This is a genomic window from Colwellia sp. Bg11-12 (genome assembly GCF_014076955.1).
Taxonomy (GTDB): Bacteria; Pseudomonadota; Gammaproteobacteria; order Enterobacterales; family Alteromonadaceae; genus Colwellia_A.
The window spans coordinates 104,421-119,841 of record NZ_JACGUZ010000077.1 but is presented as its reverse complement, the minus strand read 5'-3'; the positions used below and the strand labels follow the sequence as shown (position 1 = coordinate 119,841).

Annotated in this window: 13 protein-coding genes; 9 read left to right on the top strand and 4 right to left on the bottom strand. The window is 38.8% G+C overall.

What is annotated here, in order from left to right; genetic code table 11:
* The first annotated feature begins 266 nt into the window (after positions 1–266).
* The gene (locus tag H4J39_RS14405; protein ID WP_182229103.1) at positions 267–1,388 is read left to right on the top strand and encodes an alanine--glyoxylate aminotransferase family protein; all 1,122 of its coding nucleotides are present in this window, start codon (positions 267–269) and stop codon (positions 1,386–1,388) included.
* A 123-nt stretch (positions 1,389–1,511) separates the two neighbouring features.
* On the opposite strand, the gene H4J39_RS14400 is transcribed toward H4J39_RS14405, so the two are convergent.
* From H4J39_RS14400 to lolB, 3 genes are all read right to left on the bottom strand, one after another.
* Complete coding sequence (locus H4J39_RS14400; RefSeq protein WP_182182135.1) at positions 1,512–2,459, bottom strand: ribose-phosphate pyrophosphokinase; 948 nt, start codon at positions 2,457–2,459, stop codon at positions 1,512–1,514.
* Between the two features lie 137 nt (positions 2,460–2,596).
* The gene (gene ispE, locus H4J39_RS14395; protein WP_182229102.1) at positions 2,597–3,526 is read right to left on the bottom strand and encodes a 4-(cytidine 5'-diphospho)-2-C-methyl-D-erythritol kinase; all 930 of its coding nucleotides are present in this window, start codon (positions 3,524–3,526) and stop codon (positions 2,597–2,599) included.
* Entirely contained in the window at positions 3,519–4,154 is a 636-nt protein-coding gene (lolB, locus tag H4J39_RS14390) for a lipoprotein insertase outer membrane protein LolB (RefSeq protein WP_182229101.1), read from the bottom strand. Before lolB ends, ispE begins: the two co-directional genes overlap by 8 nt.
* 233 nt (positions 4,155–4,387) lie before the next feature.
* On the opposite strand from lolB, the gene hemA reads away from it, so the two are divergent.
* The 7 genes from hemA (at position 4,388) to kdsA (ending at position 11,248) form a co-directional block, all read left to right on the top strand.
* Complete coding sequence (gene hemA / locus H4J39_RS14385) at positions 4,388–5,647, top strand: glutamyl-tRNA reductase (protein ID WP_182229100.1); 1,260 nt, start codon at positions 4,388–4,390, stop codon at positions 5,645–5,647.
* Between the two features lie 162 nt (positions 5,648–5,809).
* The gene (prfA, locus tag H4J39_RS14380; RefSeq protein WP_182229099.1) at positions 5,810–6,898 is read left to right on the top strand and encodes a peptide chain release factor 1; all 1,089 of its coding nucleotides are present in this window, start codon (positions 5,810–5,812) and stop codon (positions 6,896–6,898) included.
* 8 nt (positions 6,899–6,906) lie between these two features.
* Entirely contained in the window at positions 6,907–7,815 is a 909-nt protein-coding gene (prmC, locus tag H4J39_RS14375) for a peptide chain release factor N(5)-glutamine methyltransferase (RefSeq protein WP_220462211.1), read from the top strand.
* Positions 7,812–8,174, top strand: a complete 363-nt coding sequence (locus tag H4J39_RS14370) for a SirB2 family protein (RefSeq protein ID WP_182229098.1) — start codon at positions 7,812–7,814, stop codon at positions 8,172–8,174. The genes prmC and H4J39_RS14370 overlap by 4 nt, the downstream gene beginning before the upstream one ends.
* Positions 8,175–8,238: 64 nt before the next feature.
* Positions 8,239–9,039, top strand: coding sequence for a SirB1 family protein (locus H4J39_RS14365; RefSeq protein ID WP_182229097.1), 801 nt, complete (start codon positions 8,239–8,241; stop codon positions 9,037–9,039).
* A gap of 62 nt (positions 9,040–9,101) precedes the next feature.
* The gene (locus H4J39_RS14360) at positions 9,102–10,364 is read left to right on the top strand and encodes a DUF819 domain-containing protein (RefSeq protein WP_182229096.1); all 1,263 of its coding nucleotides are present in this window, start codon (positions 9,102–9,104) and stop codon (positions 10,362–10,364) included.
* A 35-nt stretch (positions 10,365–10,399) separates the two neighbouring features.
* On the top strand, positions 10,400–11,248 hold the full coding sequence (gene kdsA, locus H4J39_RS14355; RefSeq protein ID WP_182229095.1) for a 3-deoxy-8-phosphooctulonate synthase: 849 nt from the start codon (positions 10,400–10,402) through the stop codon (positions 11,246–11,248).
* A gap of 78 nt (positions 11,249–11,326) precedes the next feature.
* Here the strand turns inward: kdsA and H4J39_RS14350 are convergent, their stop codons facing one another.
* The gene (locus H4J39_RS14350; RefSeq protein WP_182229094.1) at positions 11,327–12,679 is read right to left on the bottom strand and encodes a dicarboxylate/amino acid:cation symporter; all 1,353 of its coding nucleotides are present in this window, start codon (positions 12,677–12,679) and stop codon (positions 11,327–11,329) included.
* Between the two features lie 171 nt (positions 12,680–12,850).
* Here H4J39_RS14350 and H4J39_RS14345 point away from each other — a divergent pair, with 171 nt between their 5' ends.
* The gene (locus tag H4J39_RS14345) at positions 12,851–15,364 is read left to right on the top strand and encodes a hypothetical protein (RefSeq protein WP_182229093.1); all 2,514 of its coding nucleotides are present in this window, start codon (positions 12,851–12,853) and stop codon (positions 15,362–15,364) included.
* Positions 15,365–15,421: the final 57 nt, after the last annotated feature.

Here is a 15,421-nt window from a genome sequence, read left to right as displayed (position 1 = left end):
ATTTAATCCAATCGCTATAAAAGGCGCGGCATAATAACACCTCAACTTAAACATATCCAACGTTAATCTTATTATAAGCGATTAATTATTCCTGTCTGTTATCGATATCATTGCGCTAAATGGCGGTTATAAATATTTTTTTATTGAAAGTTGGGTGTTATACCCGTTAACATTAAAAGTCCACTCTGAAAACTGAATCTTGATTAATAACGGCTATATATGTGCCTAATACTCAGTAATGTATAATGCTTATAAGAGAATTAACTATGACAATTACATCTTTTTATCCGACTCCTCGTACTTTAATGGGTCCTGGACCTAGTGATGTTTCACCGCGCGTTTTATCTGCCTTAGGTCGCCCAACGATTGGTCATTTGGATCCTGAGTTTGTTCAGATGATGGACGAAATTAAAGTTTTACTTCAGTATGCTTTCCAAACAAAAAATGAATTAACGATGGCTGTTTCAGCGCCAGGCTCTGCTGGTATGGAAACTTGTTTTGTAAACTTAGTTGAGCCAGGCGAGAAAGTCATTGTGTGTGTGAATGGCGTTTTTGGTTCTCGCATGGTTGAAAATGTTGAACGCTTAGGCGCTATAGCCATTGTTATTAATGATGAATGGGGAACACCTGTTTGTGTTGAAAAAGTTAAACAAGCTTTTAAAGATAATACAGAGGTTAAATTTCTAGCGTTTGTTCATGCTGAAACATCTACCGGTGTGTTATCTGACGCAAAAACATTATGTGAAATAGCGCGGGAAAACTCAGCATTATCGATAGTGGATGCGGTGACTTCGTTAGGTGGTGTTGAGCTTAGAGTTGATGACTGGGGCATTGATGCTATTTATTCAGGTAGCCAGAAGTGTTTATCGTGTGTGCCTGGTATATCGCCTATTAGCTTTAGTGAAAAAGCGGTCGAAAAATTAACAAGTAGAAAATCTAAAGTACCTAGTTGGTTTTTAGATTTATCTTTGGTTATGGGGTATTGGGGCGGATCGGGTAAGCGTAGTTATCATCATACTGCCCCCGTTAATTCTTTATATGCTTTGCATGAATCTTTGGTGATGTTGCAAGACGAAGGATTAGAGAATGCTTGGGAACGCCATGATAAACAGCATCAGAAATTAAAGCAGGGATTAACGAAATTAGGTATTAAGTTTGTGGTTGAAGAACCGTATCGCTTGCCACAATTAAATACGGTATTGATCCCCAAAGGTGTTGATGATGCCCTTGTTCGTCAAACGTTGTTAAACGACTATAATTTAGAAATTGGCGCTGGTCTTGGCGGCTTTGCGGGTAAAGCATGGCGAATTGGTTTGATGGGGTATGCGGCTCGAACTGAAAACGTAACGCTTTGCTTAGCGGCGTTAGCTGATATTTTAGATAAATAATAATACCGACTTCTACATCTTGCAAAATAGTCTATAAAATCAATAATAGTCTTATATGAAAAAGCCCCGAGTAATAGTTACTCGGGGCTTTATTATTTATTAGGTTGTATTGTCAGTAAATGCTTAGCTGTCAAACATTGCTGAAATTGACTCTTCGTTGCATACACGGCGAATCGCTTCAGACAACATACCACTTAAGGTTAATTGGCGAACTATGCCTAATGCTTTAATTTCATCAGTAAGCGGAATAGAATCGGTTACAACTAACTCGTCAATTACAGAGTCTCTTAAGTTTTGTGCGGCATTACCAGAAAGTACTGGATGAGTCGCGTAAGCAATAACGCGTTTTGCGCCATGTGCTTTCAATGCTTCAGCCGCTTTGGCTAACGTGCCACCGGTATCTATCATATCGTCAACAATGATACAGTCACGGTCAGCAACATCACCAATAATGTGCATAACTTGTGCTACATTAGCTTTTGGACGACGCTTATCGATAATGGCAAGGTCAGCTTCATTAAGTAGCTTAGCTACAGCGCGAGCACGAACTACACCACCAATATCAGGAGAAACCACAATTGGGTTATCTAAATCACGAGAAATCATATCTTCAAGTAAAATAGGTGTGCCAAATACGTTATCTACAGGTACATCGAAGAAACCTTGAATTTGCTCTGCGTGTAAGTCAACCGTTAATACGCGGTCAACACCGACACTTGATAAAAAGTCAGCAACAACTTTTGCCGTAATTGGCACACGTGCACTGCGCACACGTCTATCTTGTCGAGCATAACCAAAATATGGAATAACGGCAGTAATACGACCAGCAGATGCTCGGCGTAATGCGTCAATCATTACGATTAATTCCATTAGGTTATTGTTTGTTGGCGCACAAGTTGATTGAAGAATGAAAACATCCGCACCGCGCACGTTTTCGTTAATTTCAACACTAATTTCACCATCACTAAAACTACCAACTTTGGCATCGCCTAAAGTCATGTATAGACGATCAGCTACTTTCTTGGCCAGTTCAGGGGTGGCATTACCCGCAAATATTTTCATGTCAGGCACGGTCAGTTCCTCGGAAACTTTTGACATATTAAGTTACGCTATTAGTTAAACGTGAGTTTACTATTAGCAAATTATTAAATTTTTTCCAGTGGTTCTTAGCATTTTATGAAAATAAATTCTCATGGGTACTATTATGCTCAATTACTTTTTTGTAATGTTACTAAACGATCAATAACGTTACGTAAAGGAGAAATATTCATACCTTTTGCCACAAAAGAAATTATTCCCTTAGGAAGTAATGACTGAATGCGACAGGCCTCTTGCTCAGTATCAAAGCGGGAAAAAATACACGCTCCGGTACCAGTCATACGAGAAGGCGCGTATTCTACCAACCAAGCCAGTAACTTGGCAACCTCAGGATAGTCTTTTATTACTAAGGTTTGGCAGTCATTGTGGCATAAGTCTATGTCTAACTTACTAATATCATCATTTAAATTAACTTTCGCAGTGTTACGGATTAAATGAGGAGAGGTAAAAACACTAGCAGTAGAAATGCTTACATTGGGTTTGCTGACTAAAAACCAATTTTCTTTAGGTGTAACAGGGGTCAGTTCTTCACCAATACCTTCAGCAAAAGCGGCAAAGCCATGTATAAAAATAGGCACGTCAGCGCCAAGTGATAAACCAAGTTGTGCTAATTCTGCTATTGTTAAGTTAGCATTCCACAGGGTGTTTAAGGCTAATAAAATTGTTGCAGCGTTTGAAGAACCTCCGCCTAAGCCACCTCCCATGGGGAGAATTTTTGTGATTTTTATTTGTGCGCCTAATTTTTGCTTATCACCACTTAACGAGTTCTCTAGTACTTTATTGTCTATTAAATGTTTTTGTAATAACTGAGCGGCTTTAACAATTAAGTTATCTTCATTTAAGACGCCGTCAATAGGTGTAAGTAATTCAATTCGATTACCCTTGGTAACTTTTATATCTATAGTATCGCTGTGATCTAAGAACTGAAAAATGGTTTGTAACTGATGATAACCATCGCTACGTTGACCAATAATATGGAGAAATAAATTAAGCTTGGCAGGGGCCGGAAAATGGTGGAATTGTTCGTGAGTATTAATCATTGCTTGTGACGTCCCATTGATGAACATTAATTTTAATGGTGATGTTATCTTGTTTTATGGAGAACTTCGTTGCCAATTGATATTGCTCTACCTGCTGATAACCTCCATACTTTAGCTGCCATATTTTTTTGTCATGATAGCTGGTCAATGTTGTCGGTAATTGTGTTTTGTCGTTATATATAATTTTATCACGAGCTAAATAAGGTAAGCCTTTTAACCAAAAGGTCATTGCCTGTGTTGGCAGAGTAAAACTTGTCAGAGATGAAAGCAGGGCATTTAAATCTGAACTTTGGTAACGTTCACCATCAACGTTAATAACATGCACACCATTCAACGATTCTAGCTTAAACACTTGAATACCCAGTACCGTACTTAAATTCAATGTCTGACGGTTATTATTCTCTTGGTAGAGCCAATTAAGTGTTAGACTATGACGCTCTTCGGGGCTAATAATGGCTATTTTTCCCTGAATTTTCCAAGTGGACAATGTTTTAAGTTTTTTAGTGCGCTCGGTGATGTTCTGATGCTCTGTAATTTGCTGATGGTTATTTGTTAAGGAACGACAACCAGACAAAAATATCAGAAATAAGCTGAGAAAAATGAAAAATGATAATCTTAATTTGTTCATATAAACCATTAATATTAAGTTAAACGTTAAAATATCGCGTTGTCGCGTATTTGGTGCTTTTAATTTTCTGTGATTTTTCGTAAAATTAACATCATTATTTATCATAGATCATAGGTTTTTTATAAAACCTGATTAATAATGTGGTTAATGAAAAGATTAATCGAAAATAAACTGGTCAAAGATAATTTTTATTTCTTGTATTAATCGTATATTAAGGCTGAATAGTTCCCGTTATGTCGATAGTTGCTGTTGGAATCAATCACAAAACTGCCCCCGTTGCTGTTAGAGAGAAAATCTCTTTTAACCCCGACAACTTAAGTGTGGCATTAACTGAATTACTTGGGAACGTAAAATGTCGCGAAGCAGCGATTTTATCAACCTGTAATCGAACAGAACTCTATTTAGTTCAAGAGGGTGATGTAAGTATTACCCAAGAGAAAGTTGTTAGGTGGTTAGAGCAACATCATAATGTGCCGGCTTCAATTATCACGCCTAGTTTATATTGGCATACTGATCAACAAGCGGTTAACCACATGATGCGTGTAGCTTGTGGTCTTGACTCTTTAGTTTTAGGCGAACCGCAAATTTTAGGTCAAATGAAGCAAGCCTACAGCCAAGCAAAAGCTGCGGGCTCTATGTCATTAATCATGGACCGTTTATTTCAACGCACTTTTGGTGTCGCTAAACAAGTTCGTACAGAAACAGAAATCGGTGCTAGCGCTGTTTCCGTGGCTTTCGCTTCGGTAAATTTAGCAAAGCATATTTTTGCAAGTCTTGAAAATGTAAAAGTGCTTTTAGTTGGAGCCGGAGACACCATTGAGCTGGTTGCTAAACATTTATACGAAAATAAAGTGGGTAAAATAACCGTCGCTAATCGTACTATTGCCCGAGCCGAAGCAATGGCAGGTGCCATTGGCGCAGATGTTATTACCTTAGCGCAAATTCCTGACAAGATGGCTGATGCAGATATCGTTATTAGTTCAACCGGTAGTACTTTACCCATTATCGGTAAAGGAATGGTTGAACACGCATTAGGTAAACGTAAACATCGACCTATTTTTATGGTTGATTTAGCGGTTCCTCGCGATATTGAAGAGCAAGTTGGCGATCTAGAAGATGTTTTTTTATACACCGTTGATGACTTACAAGGCATTATTGCCAAAAATTTAGCGAACCGTCGTAAAGAAGCTGTTCAAGCTGAAGCGATTGTTTCTACGCAGTCAGATGTTTTTATGTCATGGCTTCGTGGCTTAAATACGCAAGACACTGTCATAGACTATCGCAAACAGTGTTTAGAACACCGCGATTTATTACTTGAAAAAGCCCTTATACAGCTACAAGGTAATAAGTCACCAGAGGCTATCTTGGCTGAATTAGCCACTAAATTGACCAATAAATTTATGCACGCACCAACCAGCGCTATTCAATCAGCTGCACAAGGTGGAGAATTAGACAAACTGGTTTACTTGCGTGACATTTATAATATTAAATAGCCGTGCTTGACTTCCCTATATCCCAAACATATGAAGATGGTAATTTCGGCTAACTTGGCTATTTACAGCTTTTTTACACCTTTGATTGAAAGTGTACAACTAACCCTTTAAACTGCAGACCACCAATTTTCGTCCGCTGTTCCCTAATTATAAGATTTCTTAATGAATAAATCTGTTTATCAAAAACTTGAAATATTAGTCGAGCGCTTTGAAGAAGTTCAAGCCTTGCTTTCTGATCCTGGAACACTTTCGGATCAAGAAAAATTTATTGCCTTATCAAAAGAGTTTTCTCAATTAGAAGCAGTCACTAGTGTGTTTAATGACTACCAAAGTGCAGAAGAAGACTTTTCTTTAGCGGAAGAAATGCTAAAAGATGAAGACCCTGATATGCGTGAAATGGCGCAAGAAGAATTTAAATCCGCTAAGAAAACGATTGAAGAATTAACTGATCAATTACAAATTTTATTATTACCTAAAGATCCAAACGACAACAATAACTGTTTTGTTGAATTACGTGCGGGGGCGGGTGGTGATGAAGCTGCTATTTTTGCAGGCGATTTATATCGTATGTATAGCCGTTACTGTGAAAAGAAAGGCTGGCGTATAGAAGTCATGAACACGAATGAAAGTGAACAAGGCGGCTATAAAGAAGTTATTTTCAAAGTCATTGGTGAAGGCGTTTACGGACAAATGAAGTTTGAGTCTGGCGGACATCGCGTACAACGTGTACCTGAAACTGAATCTCAAGGTCGTGTACATACTTCTGCCTGTACAGTGGTTGTTATGCCTGAAATTCCAGAAGCTGATGCGATAGAAATTAACAAAGCTGACTTAAAAGTTGATACGTTCCGTGCATCAGGTGCGGGTGGACAACACGTTAACAAAACTGATTCTGCGATTCGTATTACGCATATTCCAACGGGTGTGGTTGTCGAGTGTCAAGAGCAACGCTCACAGCATAAAAACCGTGCGCAAGCGATGTCAGTATTGCAAGCTCGTTTACAACAAGCTGAAGACGAAAAACGCCGCAGTGAAGAAGAGTCTTCACGTCGAAATCTCGTGGCAAGTGGCGATCGTTCAGAACGTATCCGTACTTATAACTATCCACAAGGGCGTATGACTGATCACCGTATTAATCTTACTTTATATCGTTTAAACGAGGTGCTTGAAGGGAATTTGCACTTGGTCTTAGAGCCTATAATGTTAGAAAATCAAGCCGATTTACTTGCGGCTCTCGCTGAACAAAACTAGTTACTGGTTTGAGCGAATCTTTAAAATCGTCAATAACATATTGCCAGCAGAGCTTTGCTGAAATAATTAATCAAGGGCAGCAGTTACTCGCTGCCTTTTCAGATAGTGCAAAACTTGATTGTAAAATTTTACTCGCTTTTGTTTTGAACAAAGAAACAAGTTACTTGTTAACTTGGCCTGAAAAAAAACTTACAGAGCAAGATTTTCAAGCTTTTATGGCCTTGTTTGAACGCCGTTTACAAGGTGAACCTATTGCTTATATCATCCAAGAACGTGAGTTTTGGTCATTACCTTTTTATGTGTCACCCGCAACGCTAATTCCTCGTCCTGATACAGAATTACTCGTTGAACACATTTTAGCGCGCCATGTAGAAAATGATTTGTCCTGTTTAGATTTGGGCACAGGTACTGGGGCTATTGCATTAGCGCTAGCATCAGAAAAAAATCAATGGCAAATTCATGGGGTCGATTTTAGTGATGATGCGGTAACTTTAGCTAAAAAGAACGCTCAACGCTTACAGCTATCACATGTTGAAATTTATCAAAGTGATTGGTTCTCCAATATAACAGCAAATAAAAAGTTTACTATTATTGTGAGTAACCCTCCCTATATCGACGGCGCCGATAAACACTTAGCAATTGGTGATGTCAGATTTGAACCGCTATCGGCACTTGTTGCTAGTGATAACGGTTATGCAGATATCAAACGCATTGCGAAAGATGCTCAAGCTTACTTAAAAGATAATGGTGCGCTTTACTTAGAACATGGTTTTGAACAAGCAGAAGGTGTTAGAGATATATTACATCGATTAGGCTATCAATCGATTGAAACACTTAAAGATTATGCCGGAAACGATCGAGTCACTTGTTGTATTATGTTGAGTGACAACAAAAATAATAATGAGGAATGTCGATGAAACATTTACATATGACGCTAGTAGCAATAACCATTATATTGTTCACTTACCGCTTTGCATTAACGCTGATGGCTTCATCACAATTAAATAAAAAATGGTTGAAAATAAGCCCTCATATCGTTGATACCTTTTTATTGTTATTAGGTGTTGGCCTATCGGTTAAATTAGCGATTAACCCATTAGAACAATTATGGTTAGCTGAAAAAATTATAGCGATCATTTTTTATATATTTACCGGTTATTACACCTTAAAATTAGCGCGTAATCGAACTATGCAGGTAATAGGTTATTTAGGTGCTATGAGTTGGATCATGTTAGCGGTAAAAATAGCAACAACAAAACAAACGGTATTTTTATAATTAATATCCTCCCTCCGAAATAAGCCATAACTTTACAATAGGGTAAGCAATTAAAAACTACAGTATGAATGAATTATTATTTTCCGAGCTCAATGATGACGACAAATCCCTCATTGACGCTTTTGTCCTTATTGAAGAAGTTGTTTTTGGTCATTGTGACTTTGATCCCGCGGATCTTAATCATATTGTTGAACAATGTTCAGAATTGATTGCTGATACAGAAGAGTATCTCGAAAAGGCTGAACAGTTGATCAATGAACTCTTCATTGAACAACTGTTTATTGATAACCAACGTGATTTTTGGCCGGTTACTGCTCATATATTAAAGAGTGGTCTTGATTTTAAGTTAATGTCGCCCGCATTAAAAAGTATTGTACTGTGTCATATATTTCGTCTTTGTGGTTTTGAAACTGATGTGGTCTTTGTACCAAAGAAAAATATGATCCGCGTAGTATGTGATGAACTTTATGCGATTGTTTTTGATCCCATTACGGGAGAATCATTAAACTGGCATGAGCTTGATTTATGTATGGACGACCTTGATGGTGATCCACAAAGTGATCAAATAGAAGACATTTCGAGATTAAGCTTAATTGTTAAGCATGTTAGTTCATTGAAAAATGCGTTGATCCGTGAAGGGCAGTTTCCTCAAGCACTAAAATGTGTTGATATTTTAATTGCTTTGCGGCCAGATGATCCCTTTGAGCGTCGAGATAGAGGCTTTTTATTACATCAACTCGACTGTTTTAAAGTCGCTTACGACGATTACCAATATTTTGTCGAAAAATGTCCAAAGGACCCTGCAGCGCAATTATTAAAAATGCAATTGGACAAAATTACGATAGCTGATACGGTATTACATTAAATAAATCCTGAAAGTAAGGTAAGCCTTACGCATAAACACAATAAAAATAACAAGGTTAATCAATGGAAGATCAAATAATCAATAATAGCCCTTTTATCACGAATGACGCTACCGTTATGGGATTGCTCGCGATAATACTTGGGTTCGTTTTCTATACATCTAATAGTGAACATCCAGCCTTTAAGAAGTTCTATAAATACGTACCCGCATTACTGATGTGCTATTTACTGCCGTCGTTGTTAAACACTTTTGGCATTGTTAGTGCAGAATTAAGTCAAGTAGACGAAGTCGCTAAGTATTACTTATTACCGGCTTGTTTAGTTTTACTGACTTTGAGCATCGACATAAAAGCTATTGTTGGTCTGGGTAATAAAGCCGTTATTATGTTTTTAACGGGGACGATTGGTGTCGTTATTGGCGGCCCAATTGCCTTATTGGCTATTTCAGCTATTTGGCCTGAACTGCTTGGTGTTACAGGGCCGGAAGCTGTTTGGCGTGGTATGGCAGCGCTGGCAGGTAGTTGGATAGGCGGCGGCGCTAATATGCTAGCAATGAAAGAGATTTATGGCGCTGACGGAAAAATATTCACTATTATGGTTACCGTTGATATTGTTGTTGCCAACTTGTGGATGGCGGTATTACTGTATTTAGCCGCTAATCATAAACGCATTGATGCGAAGAGTGGCGCTGATACTTCTGCAATCGATAGATTAATTGACCGGGTTGAAGCTTCACAACGGGAAAATACCAAATTACCTGTATTAAAAGACTTTATGCTGATTATCGCCGTAGGGTTTGGCGCCGCAGGTTTGGCACATTTTGCCGCAGACTATTTAGTGCCGTACTTTCAAATGAATTTCCCTGACTTGAAAAAATTCAGCTTACATTCAAAGCTATTCTGGATCATCGTATTAGTGACAACCATTGGTTTAGCATTGTCGTTTACTAAAGTGAGAAAGCTTGAAGCCGTAGGAGCATCGAAAGTAGGTAGCAGTTTATTATATGTATTAGTGGCGACAATAGGTTTGCACATGGACGTAACTCAAATTGTAGAGTCACCGAAATATATCGCCATTGGCGTTATTTGGATGTTAGTGCATGTTATTTTACTACTCATTGTAGGCAAAATAATTAAAGCGCCTATTTTCTACTTAGCTGTTGGTAGCAAAGCGAATATTGGTGGTGCTGCTTCTGCGCCTGTTATCGCTTCAGCATTTCATCCTTCTTTAGCGCCTGTTGGCGTTTTACTTGCGGTGTTAGGCTATGCTTTAGGCACCTATATGGCTTGGCTATGTGGCCAGTTGTTAAGAATTATTGGTAGCTAATCGTTTGTTAGCACCAGACTTACTTTGGAAAAATTATGACAATAACTTCAATAAAACTCAATAAATACAATATTGAAATAGCGAACGATAAACCATTCGTGTTGTTTGGCGGCATGAATGTATTAGAATCTCGCGATTTAGCGATGAGCATTGCAGAGCACTATGTAGAAGTAACGCAAAAGTTGAATATTCCTTATGTGTTTAAAGCATCTTTTGATAAAGCTAATCGTTCTTCGGTTCATTCATACCGAGGGCCAGGCTTAGAAGAAGGTTTGAGAATATTTGAAGAAATAAAGTCGACGTTCAATGTACCAATTATTACTGACGTCCATGAAGTATATCAAGCACAGCCAGTTGCAGAGGTAGTTGATATTATTCAGCTACCGGCATTTTTGGCACGTCAAACAGATCTTGTGGTAGCAATGGCAAAAACCAATGCAATTATTAATGTTAAAAAACCACAGTTCCTTGCCGCACATGAAATGCGTCATATCATTAATAAATTCGCAGAAGCAGGTAATGAGCACGTTATACTTTGTGAGCGCGGCAGCTGTTATGGTTATAATAATCTTGTTGTTGACATGCTAGCGATGGACGAAATGAAAGATTATGCGCCAGTAATATTTGATGCAACTCATGCTCTACAGCAACCGGGTGGCCGAGAAGATTCTGCCGGCGGACGTCGTGCTAAAGCCGCTCAATTGGCACGTAGTGGTATGGCATTAGGTTTAGCGGGTTTATTTATAGAATCGCACCCTGACCCCGATAACGCTAAGTGTGATGGCCCTTGCGCTTTACCTCTTGATAAACTTGAGCCTTACTTACAGCAAATGAAATCAATTGATGATTTAGTTAAATCATTTACGCCATTAATTACTGGCTAGCTTGTTGTACAAATTTAACTTAATAAAAAAGGTGCTTTAAAGCACCTTTTTTATTAAGCGATTATTAGGTTAAATGAGTTAACTGTCACTTTGATTTTTATCTAAATGCTGAAAATCAATATTCTCAATTTTACTACCGGCATTGTCATCATAAAAAACCTCTTCATCAAACTGGTTTTCAGATTTAGCGACTACAATCGATACCATGCTATCACCGGTAACATTCACTGCCGTTCTGGTCATATCAAGTAAGCGGTCCACACCGATAATTAAGCCAATACCTTCAACAGGTAAGCCTACTTGGTCTAATACCATGGCAAGCATTATTAAACCAACTCCTGGAACCCCCGCGGTACCTATCGATGCAAGTGTAGCGGTAAGTATTACCATTAAATATTGGCTAAACGTTAAGTCGACATTAAATACTTGCGCAATAAATACGGTGGCAACACCTTGCATTATAGCGGTACCATCCATATTAATGGTTGCACCTAATGGAACCGTAAACGAAGCGATTGAATTTTTAACACCCATTTTTTTTGTTACGGTTTCTAGTGTCACGGGTATAGTTGCATTACTGCTGGCGGTAGAAAATGCGAAGATAACGGTATCACGCATTTTTCTCAAAAAGGTAATAGGGCTCAAGCCTGTCATTACTTTTAATATAGTCGAATAAGTAACTGTCGCATGCAATATTAACGCAAAGAAAACCACTAAAAAATAGATCATTAGGTTCTTGAAAATATCAATCGACATATCAGTGAACAAACTCGCTAATAAACAGAAGACACCGTATGGGGCAAGATTCATTAAGATAGTAACCAAGCGCATGATAACTGTACTCATGTCTTCAAATAAGCTAGCTACACGTTCGCCAGCTTTACCTGATAGCGCAATGGCAATGCCAAACAGTAAGGCAAATACAATGACTTGTAGCATATTGCCTTTTGCAAAAGCTTCAAACGGGTTACTCGGGAACATTTGAATAAAAACTTGCGCTAACGATGGCGCTTCTTTACTAGCGAAAGTTGTGTCTGAGGCCATGTTGACCCCTTCACCTGGGCTTATTAATAACGCTAAAAACATCGCAAAGCTAATGGCTATTGCTGTAGTGATTAAATAAAGGGCAATAGCTTTACCGCCAATGCGGCCAAGTTTTGTCGTGTCTTTTAATGAACAAGTGCCACAGATAAGGGATACAAAAACAAGTGGTACCACCAACATTTTTAAACTTGAAATGAAAATTTGCCCAATGACTTCAAAAATCCCGTCAACCAAAAATGATCGTAATGAAATTTCAAAGAAATAGAGAGGGATAACAAAGTCTGATTTGTTTGGCATCAGAAATTGTAAGAACACGCCTACTGCGATGCCAGCAAGCATGCCAGTAACGATTCTAGCGGTTAAACTAGCTTTTTTTTTATCAGTCATAAAGAAATGCAACGTTATTTTTTATTATAAATTATGAAGAGTAGATTAACAGGTAATTCATTGATTAAAAAGCTATTGATTAAAAAGCAACTATAGCGCTATTTTTAATGAAATTTTTATAATATAAGTTACTATTAATGAAGATGTAATTAAAAATTAAGGGATACTTGCATGGCACAACTTAAACGTTTGGGTTTTTGGATTTTATTTATCACGCTAAGTGGCTGTGGTGGGAGTGGAGATGGAGGCTTGTCTAGAGTTGAAACACCTGATGAAGGTGGATCGGTCGTGAGTACACTTTCATTGAATATTTCTGATACGACCGTTACGGGTGCTGCACCAGTTATCGTTACCGCGACTGTTATGCAAGGGACTTTGCCAGTGACCAATAGAGCAGTTACTTTTACGACAAATTTAGGCGCTTTTTCGCCATCATCTGGCTCGGCATTAACAGATGATAACGGTGAAGCGACTATCACGTTAACAGCGGGGAGTGTTCGTGGCGCTGGTGAAATATCCGCTTCTCTTTCCTCTGGTGAAACCTCTAGCGTTCCATTAGGCTTTAAAACACAAGGTGATGATATTGGTGTTGTTGGTGATATCAATATCAATGTCACTTTAATAGACGGAGAGGGAGTCCCTACCGATACGGTAACGTCATCAAAACCTGCGAGAGTAATCGCGACTATTGATGGCATTAGCGCACCTTTAATCGTTACTTTTAGTTCAACAGTTGGCGATATACCGATCCCATCGGCGATAACTAATGCTGACAATCAAGCCATTGTTGATATTTATGCGGGTGAAAATTTAGGTGCTGGTACTATAACTGCTTCAATTAGCAGTGGTGAATCAGGTCAAACACTTTTTGTTGTTGGTTCTTCTACGGTCATTATGGGAACGGGCAGCCCATTTGTAGAAGGTGTTGCTGATGTCAGTTTAGCCAATATTTCAGCTGGCGGAACCAGTGTTATTTCAGTATCAATTGTTGATGATCAAGGTAACTTATTTACTGAACCGGTAGATGTTAATTTTTCATCTGGGTGCACGGCACAATCAACCGCTACGCTTAGCACACCCATTACTACCTCTAACGGTGCTGCGACAAGTACTTACTTAGCACAAGGCTGTGTTGGCGATGACATCATCAATGTTACCGCGAATGCAGGAGGTATTAACTTATCAGCAACTGCATCTGTTAGTGTTCTAGCTGCTGATATCGGTAGTATTGAATATGTGTCGGCATCGCCAGAGCATATTGGCATATTAGGTGCTGGTATAGTTGGAGGCTCTGAAAGCTCAACCGTGGTATTTAAAGTAAAAGACACTGATGGTAATGCTTATAATAATCGCCGCGTTAATTTTTCATTAAATACGAATGTGGGCGGTATAGCGTTAAGCCAAGATTTTGCAACCAGTAATGACCAAGGCATAGTACAAACAGTGGTTAATTCAGGTTCGGTTGCAACTACCGTACGTGTTACTGCATCAACAGAGACTTTAGATGGTACATTTGTGTTTACTCAATCTAGTCAACTTGTTGTTTCAACAGGTTTACCGGATCAAGATAGCTTTAGCTTGTCACGAGGAGTAGCCAATCCAGAAGCTTGGGGCGTTGATGGTGTAGAAGTACCTGTTGTTGTTCGCATGGCTGATGCCTTTAATAATCCAGTACCTGATGGAACCGCCGTTAATTTTACGACTGAAGGTGGCTCTGTTGGCTCTTCATGTACAACAATTAATGGTGTATGTTCTGTAATGTGGACCAGTCAAAACCCACGCCCTGCGGGACAATTATTAACGAGCAATTTTTGCAGCGTGGCTGATAATGATGACCCAACGATCTTTTGTGCTCGATTAGCCAACGGCAAAAATTATCTTGGACAGGAGTATGGCGGAAGAGTGACAATATTAGCAACCGCTATTGGTGAGGAATCGTTTCCAGATAAAAACAGTAATGGCCGCTTTGATGAAAGCGAATATGCGTTATTTCAAGGATTAGATGTAGGTGACAGACTTTACGACTTAAAAGAGGCGTTTGTTGATCATAACGAAGATAACTTATATAACCCAGTAGAAACTAGCACTGAAGCAGGTGGTGAGCTAGAAGAGTTCGTTGATTTTAATAGTAATGCAATTTTTGATATAGAGAACAGTGTATACAATGGTATTTTATGTGGGCTAAATGACCTAACCAATCCAGGTACTGAAATTGCCAATCAATACTGTGCTAACCCGGATGACGAACCTGATCCGACCAAAAAAGCGCAAAAAGTTTCAACCAATGTGCGTGGTTCTACTGTTATTATTATGTCTGGGACATCACCTTATATCACTGTTACCGCAACAAATGATGCCGTTGTAGATACGTCACCGAACTTTAACCGAGATGATAAGCTTTTGTATATCGCGGGTGAAAGCACAGGAACTGTGAGTATTGTTATCGCTGATTTACACAACCAACCCATGCCAGCGGGTACTATTGTTTCATTTGTGGCTAGTGTTGGATCCGTCGTTGGTACCAGTAGTTATGTATGGCCAGGAGATGCGAGTAATGGCGGTAGTCAATTTAGCGTTGCTATTAAAGGTGAAGCAGAGCCAACCAGTGGACCATTAGAAATAAAAGTTGAAACCCCTGGTGGTGTAACAACCGTATTTAGTGGTGTGAGTCTTATTATCCAATAAGAATGAACTGTTTACCTATAAAAAAACCGCTTGATAGCGGTTTTTTATTTTTGTTTA

What these genes read in the sequence shown, in the direction of transcription:
- H4J39_RS14405 (WP_182229103.1), top strand. Translation starts at nt 267, where the DNA reads ATGACAATTACATCTTTTTATCCGACTCCTCGTACTTTAATGGGTCCT.
- ispE (WP_182229102.1), bottom strand. Translation starts at nt 3,526, where the DNA reads ATGATTAATACTCACGAACAATTCCACCATTTTCCGGCCCCTGCCAAG.
- lolB (WP_182229101.1), bottom strand. Translation starts at nt 4,154, where the DNA reads ATGAACAAATTAAGATTATCATTTTTCATTTTTCTCAGCTTATTTCTG.
- hemA (WP_182229100.1), top strand. Translation starts at nt 4,388, where the DNA reads ATGTCGATAGTTGCTGTTGGAATCAATCACAAAACTGCCCCCGTTGCT.
- prfA (WP_182229099.1), top strand. Translation starts at nt 5,810, where the DNA reads ATGAATAAATCTGTTTATCAAAAACTTGAAATATTAGTCGAGCGCTTT.
- H4J39_RS14370 (WP_182229098.1), top strand. Translation starts at nt 7,812, where the DNA reads ATGAAACATTTACATATGACGCTAGTAGCAATAACCATTATATTGTTC.
- H4J39_RS14365 (WP_182229097.1), top strand. Translation starts at nt 8,239, where the DNA reads ATGAATGAATTATTATTTTCCGAGCTCAATGATGACGACAAATCCCTC.
- H4J39_RS14360 (WP_182229096.1), top strand. Translation starts at nt 9,102, where the DNA reads ATGGAAGATCAAATAATCAATAATAGCCCTTTTATCACGAATGACGCT.
- kdsA (WP_182229095.1), top strand. Translation starts at nt 10,400, where the DNA reads ATGACAATAACTTCAATAAAACTCAATAAATACAATATTGAAATAGCG.
- H4J39_RS14350 (WP_182229094.1), bottom strand. Translation starts at nt 12,679, where the DNA reads ATGACTGATAAAAAAAAAGCTAGTTTAACCGCTAGAATCGTTACTGGC.
- H4J39_RS14345 (WP_182229093.1), top strand. Translation starts at nt 12,851, where the DNA reads ATGGCACAACTTAAACGTTTGGGTTTTTGGATTTTATTTATCACGCTA.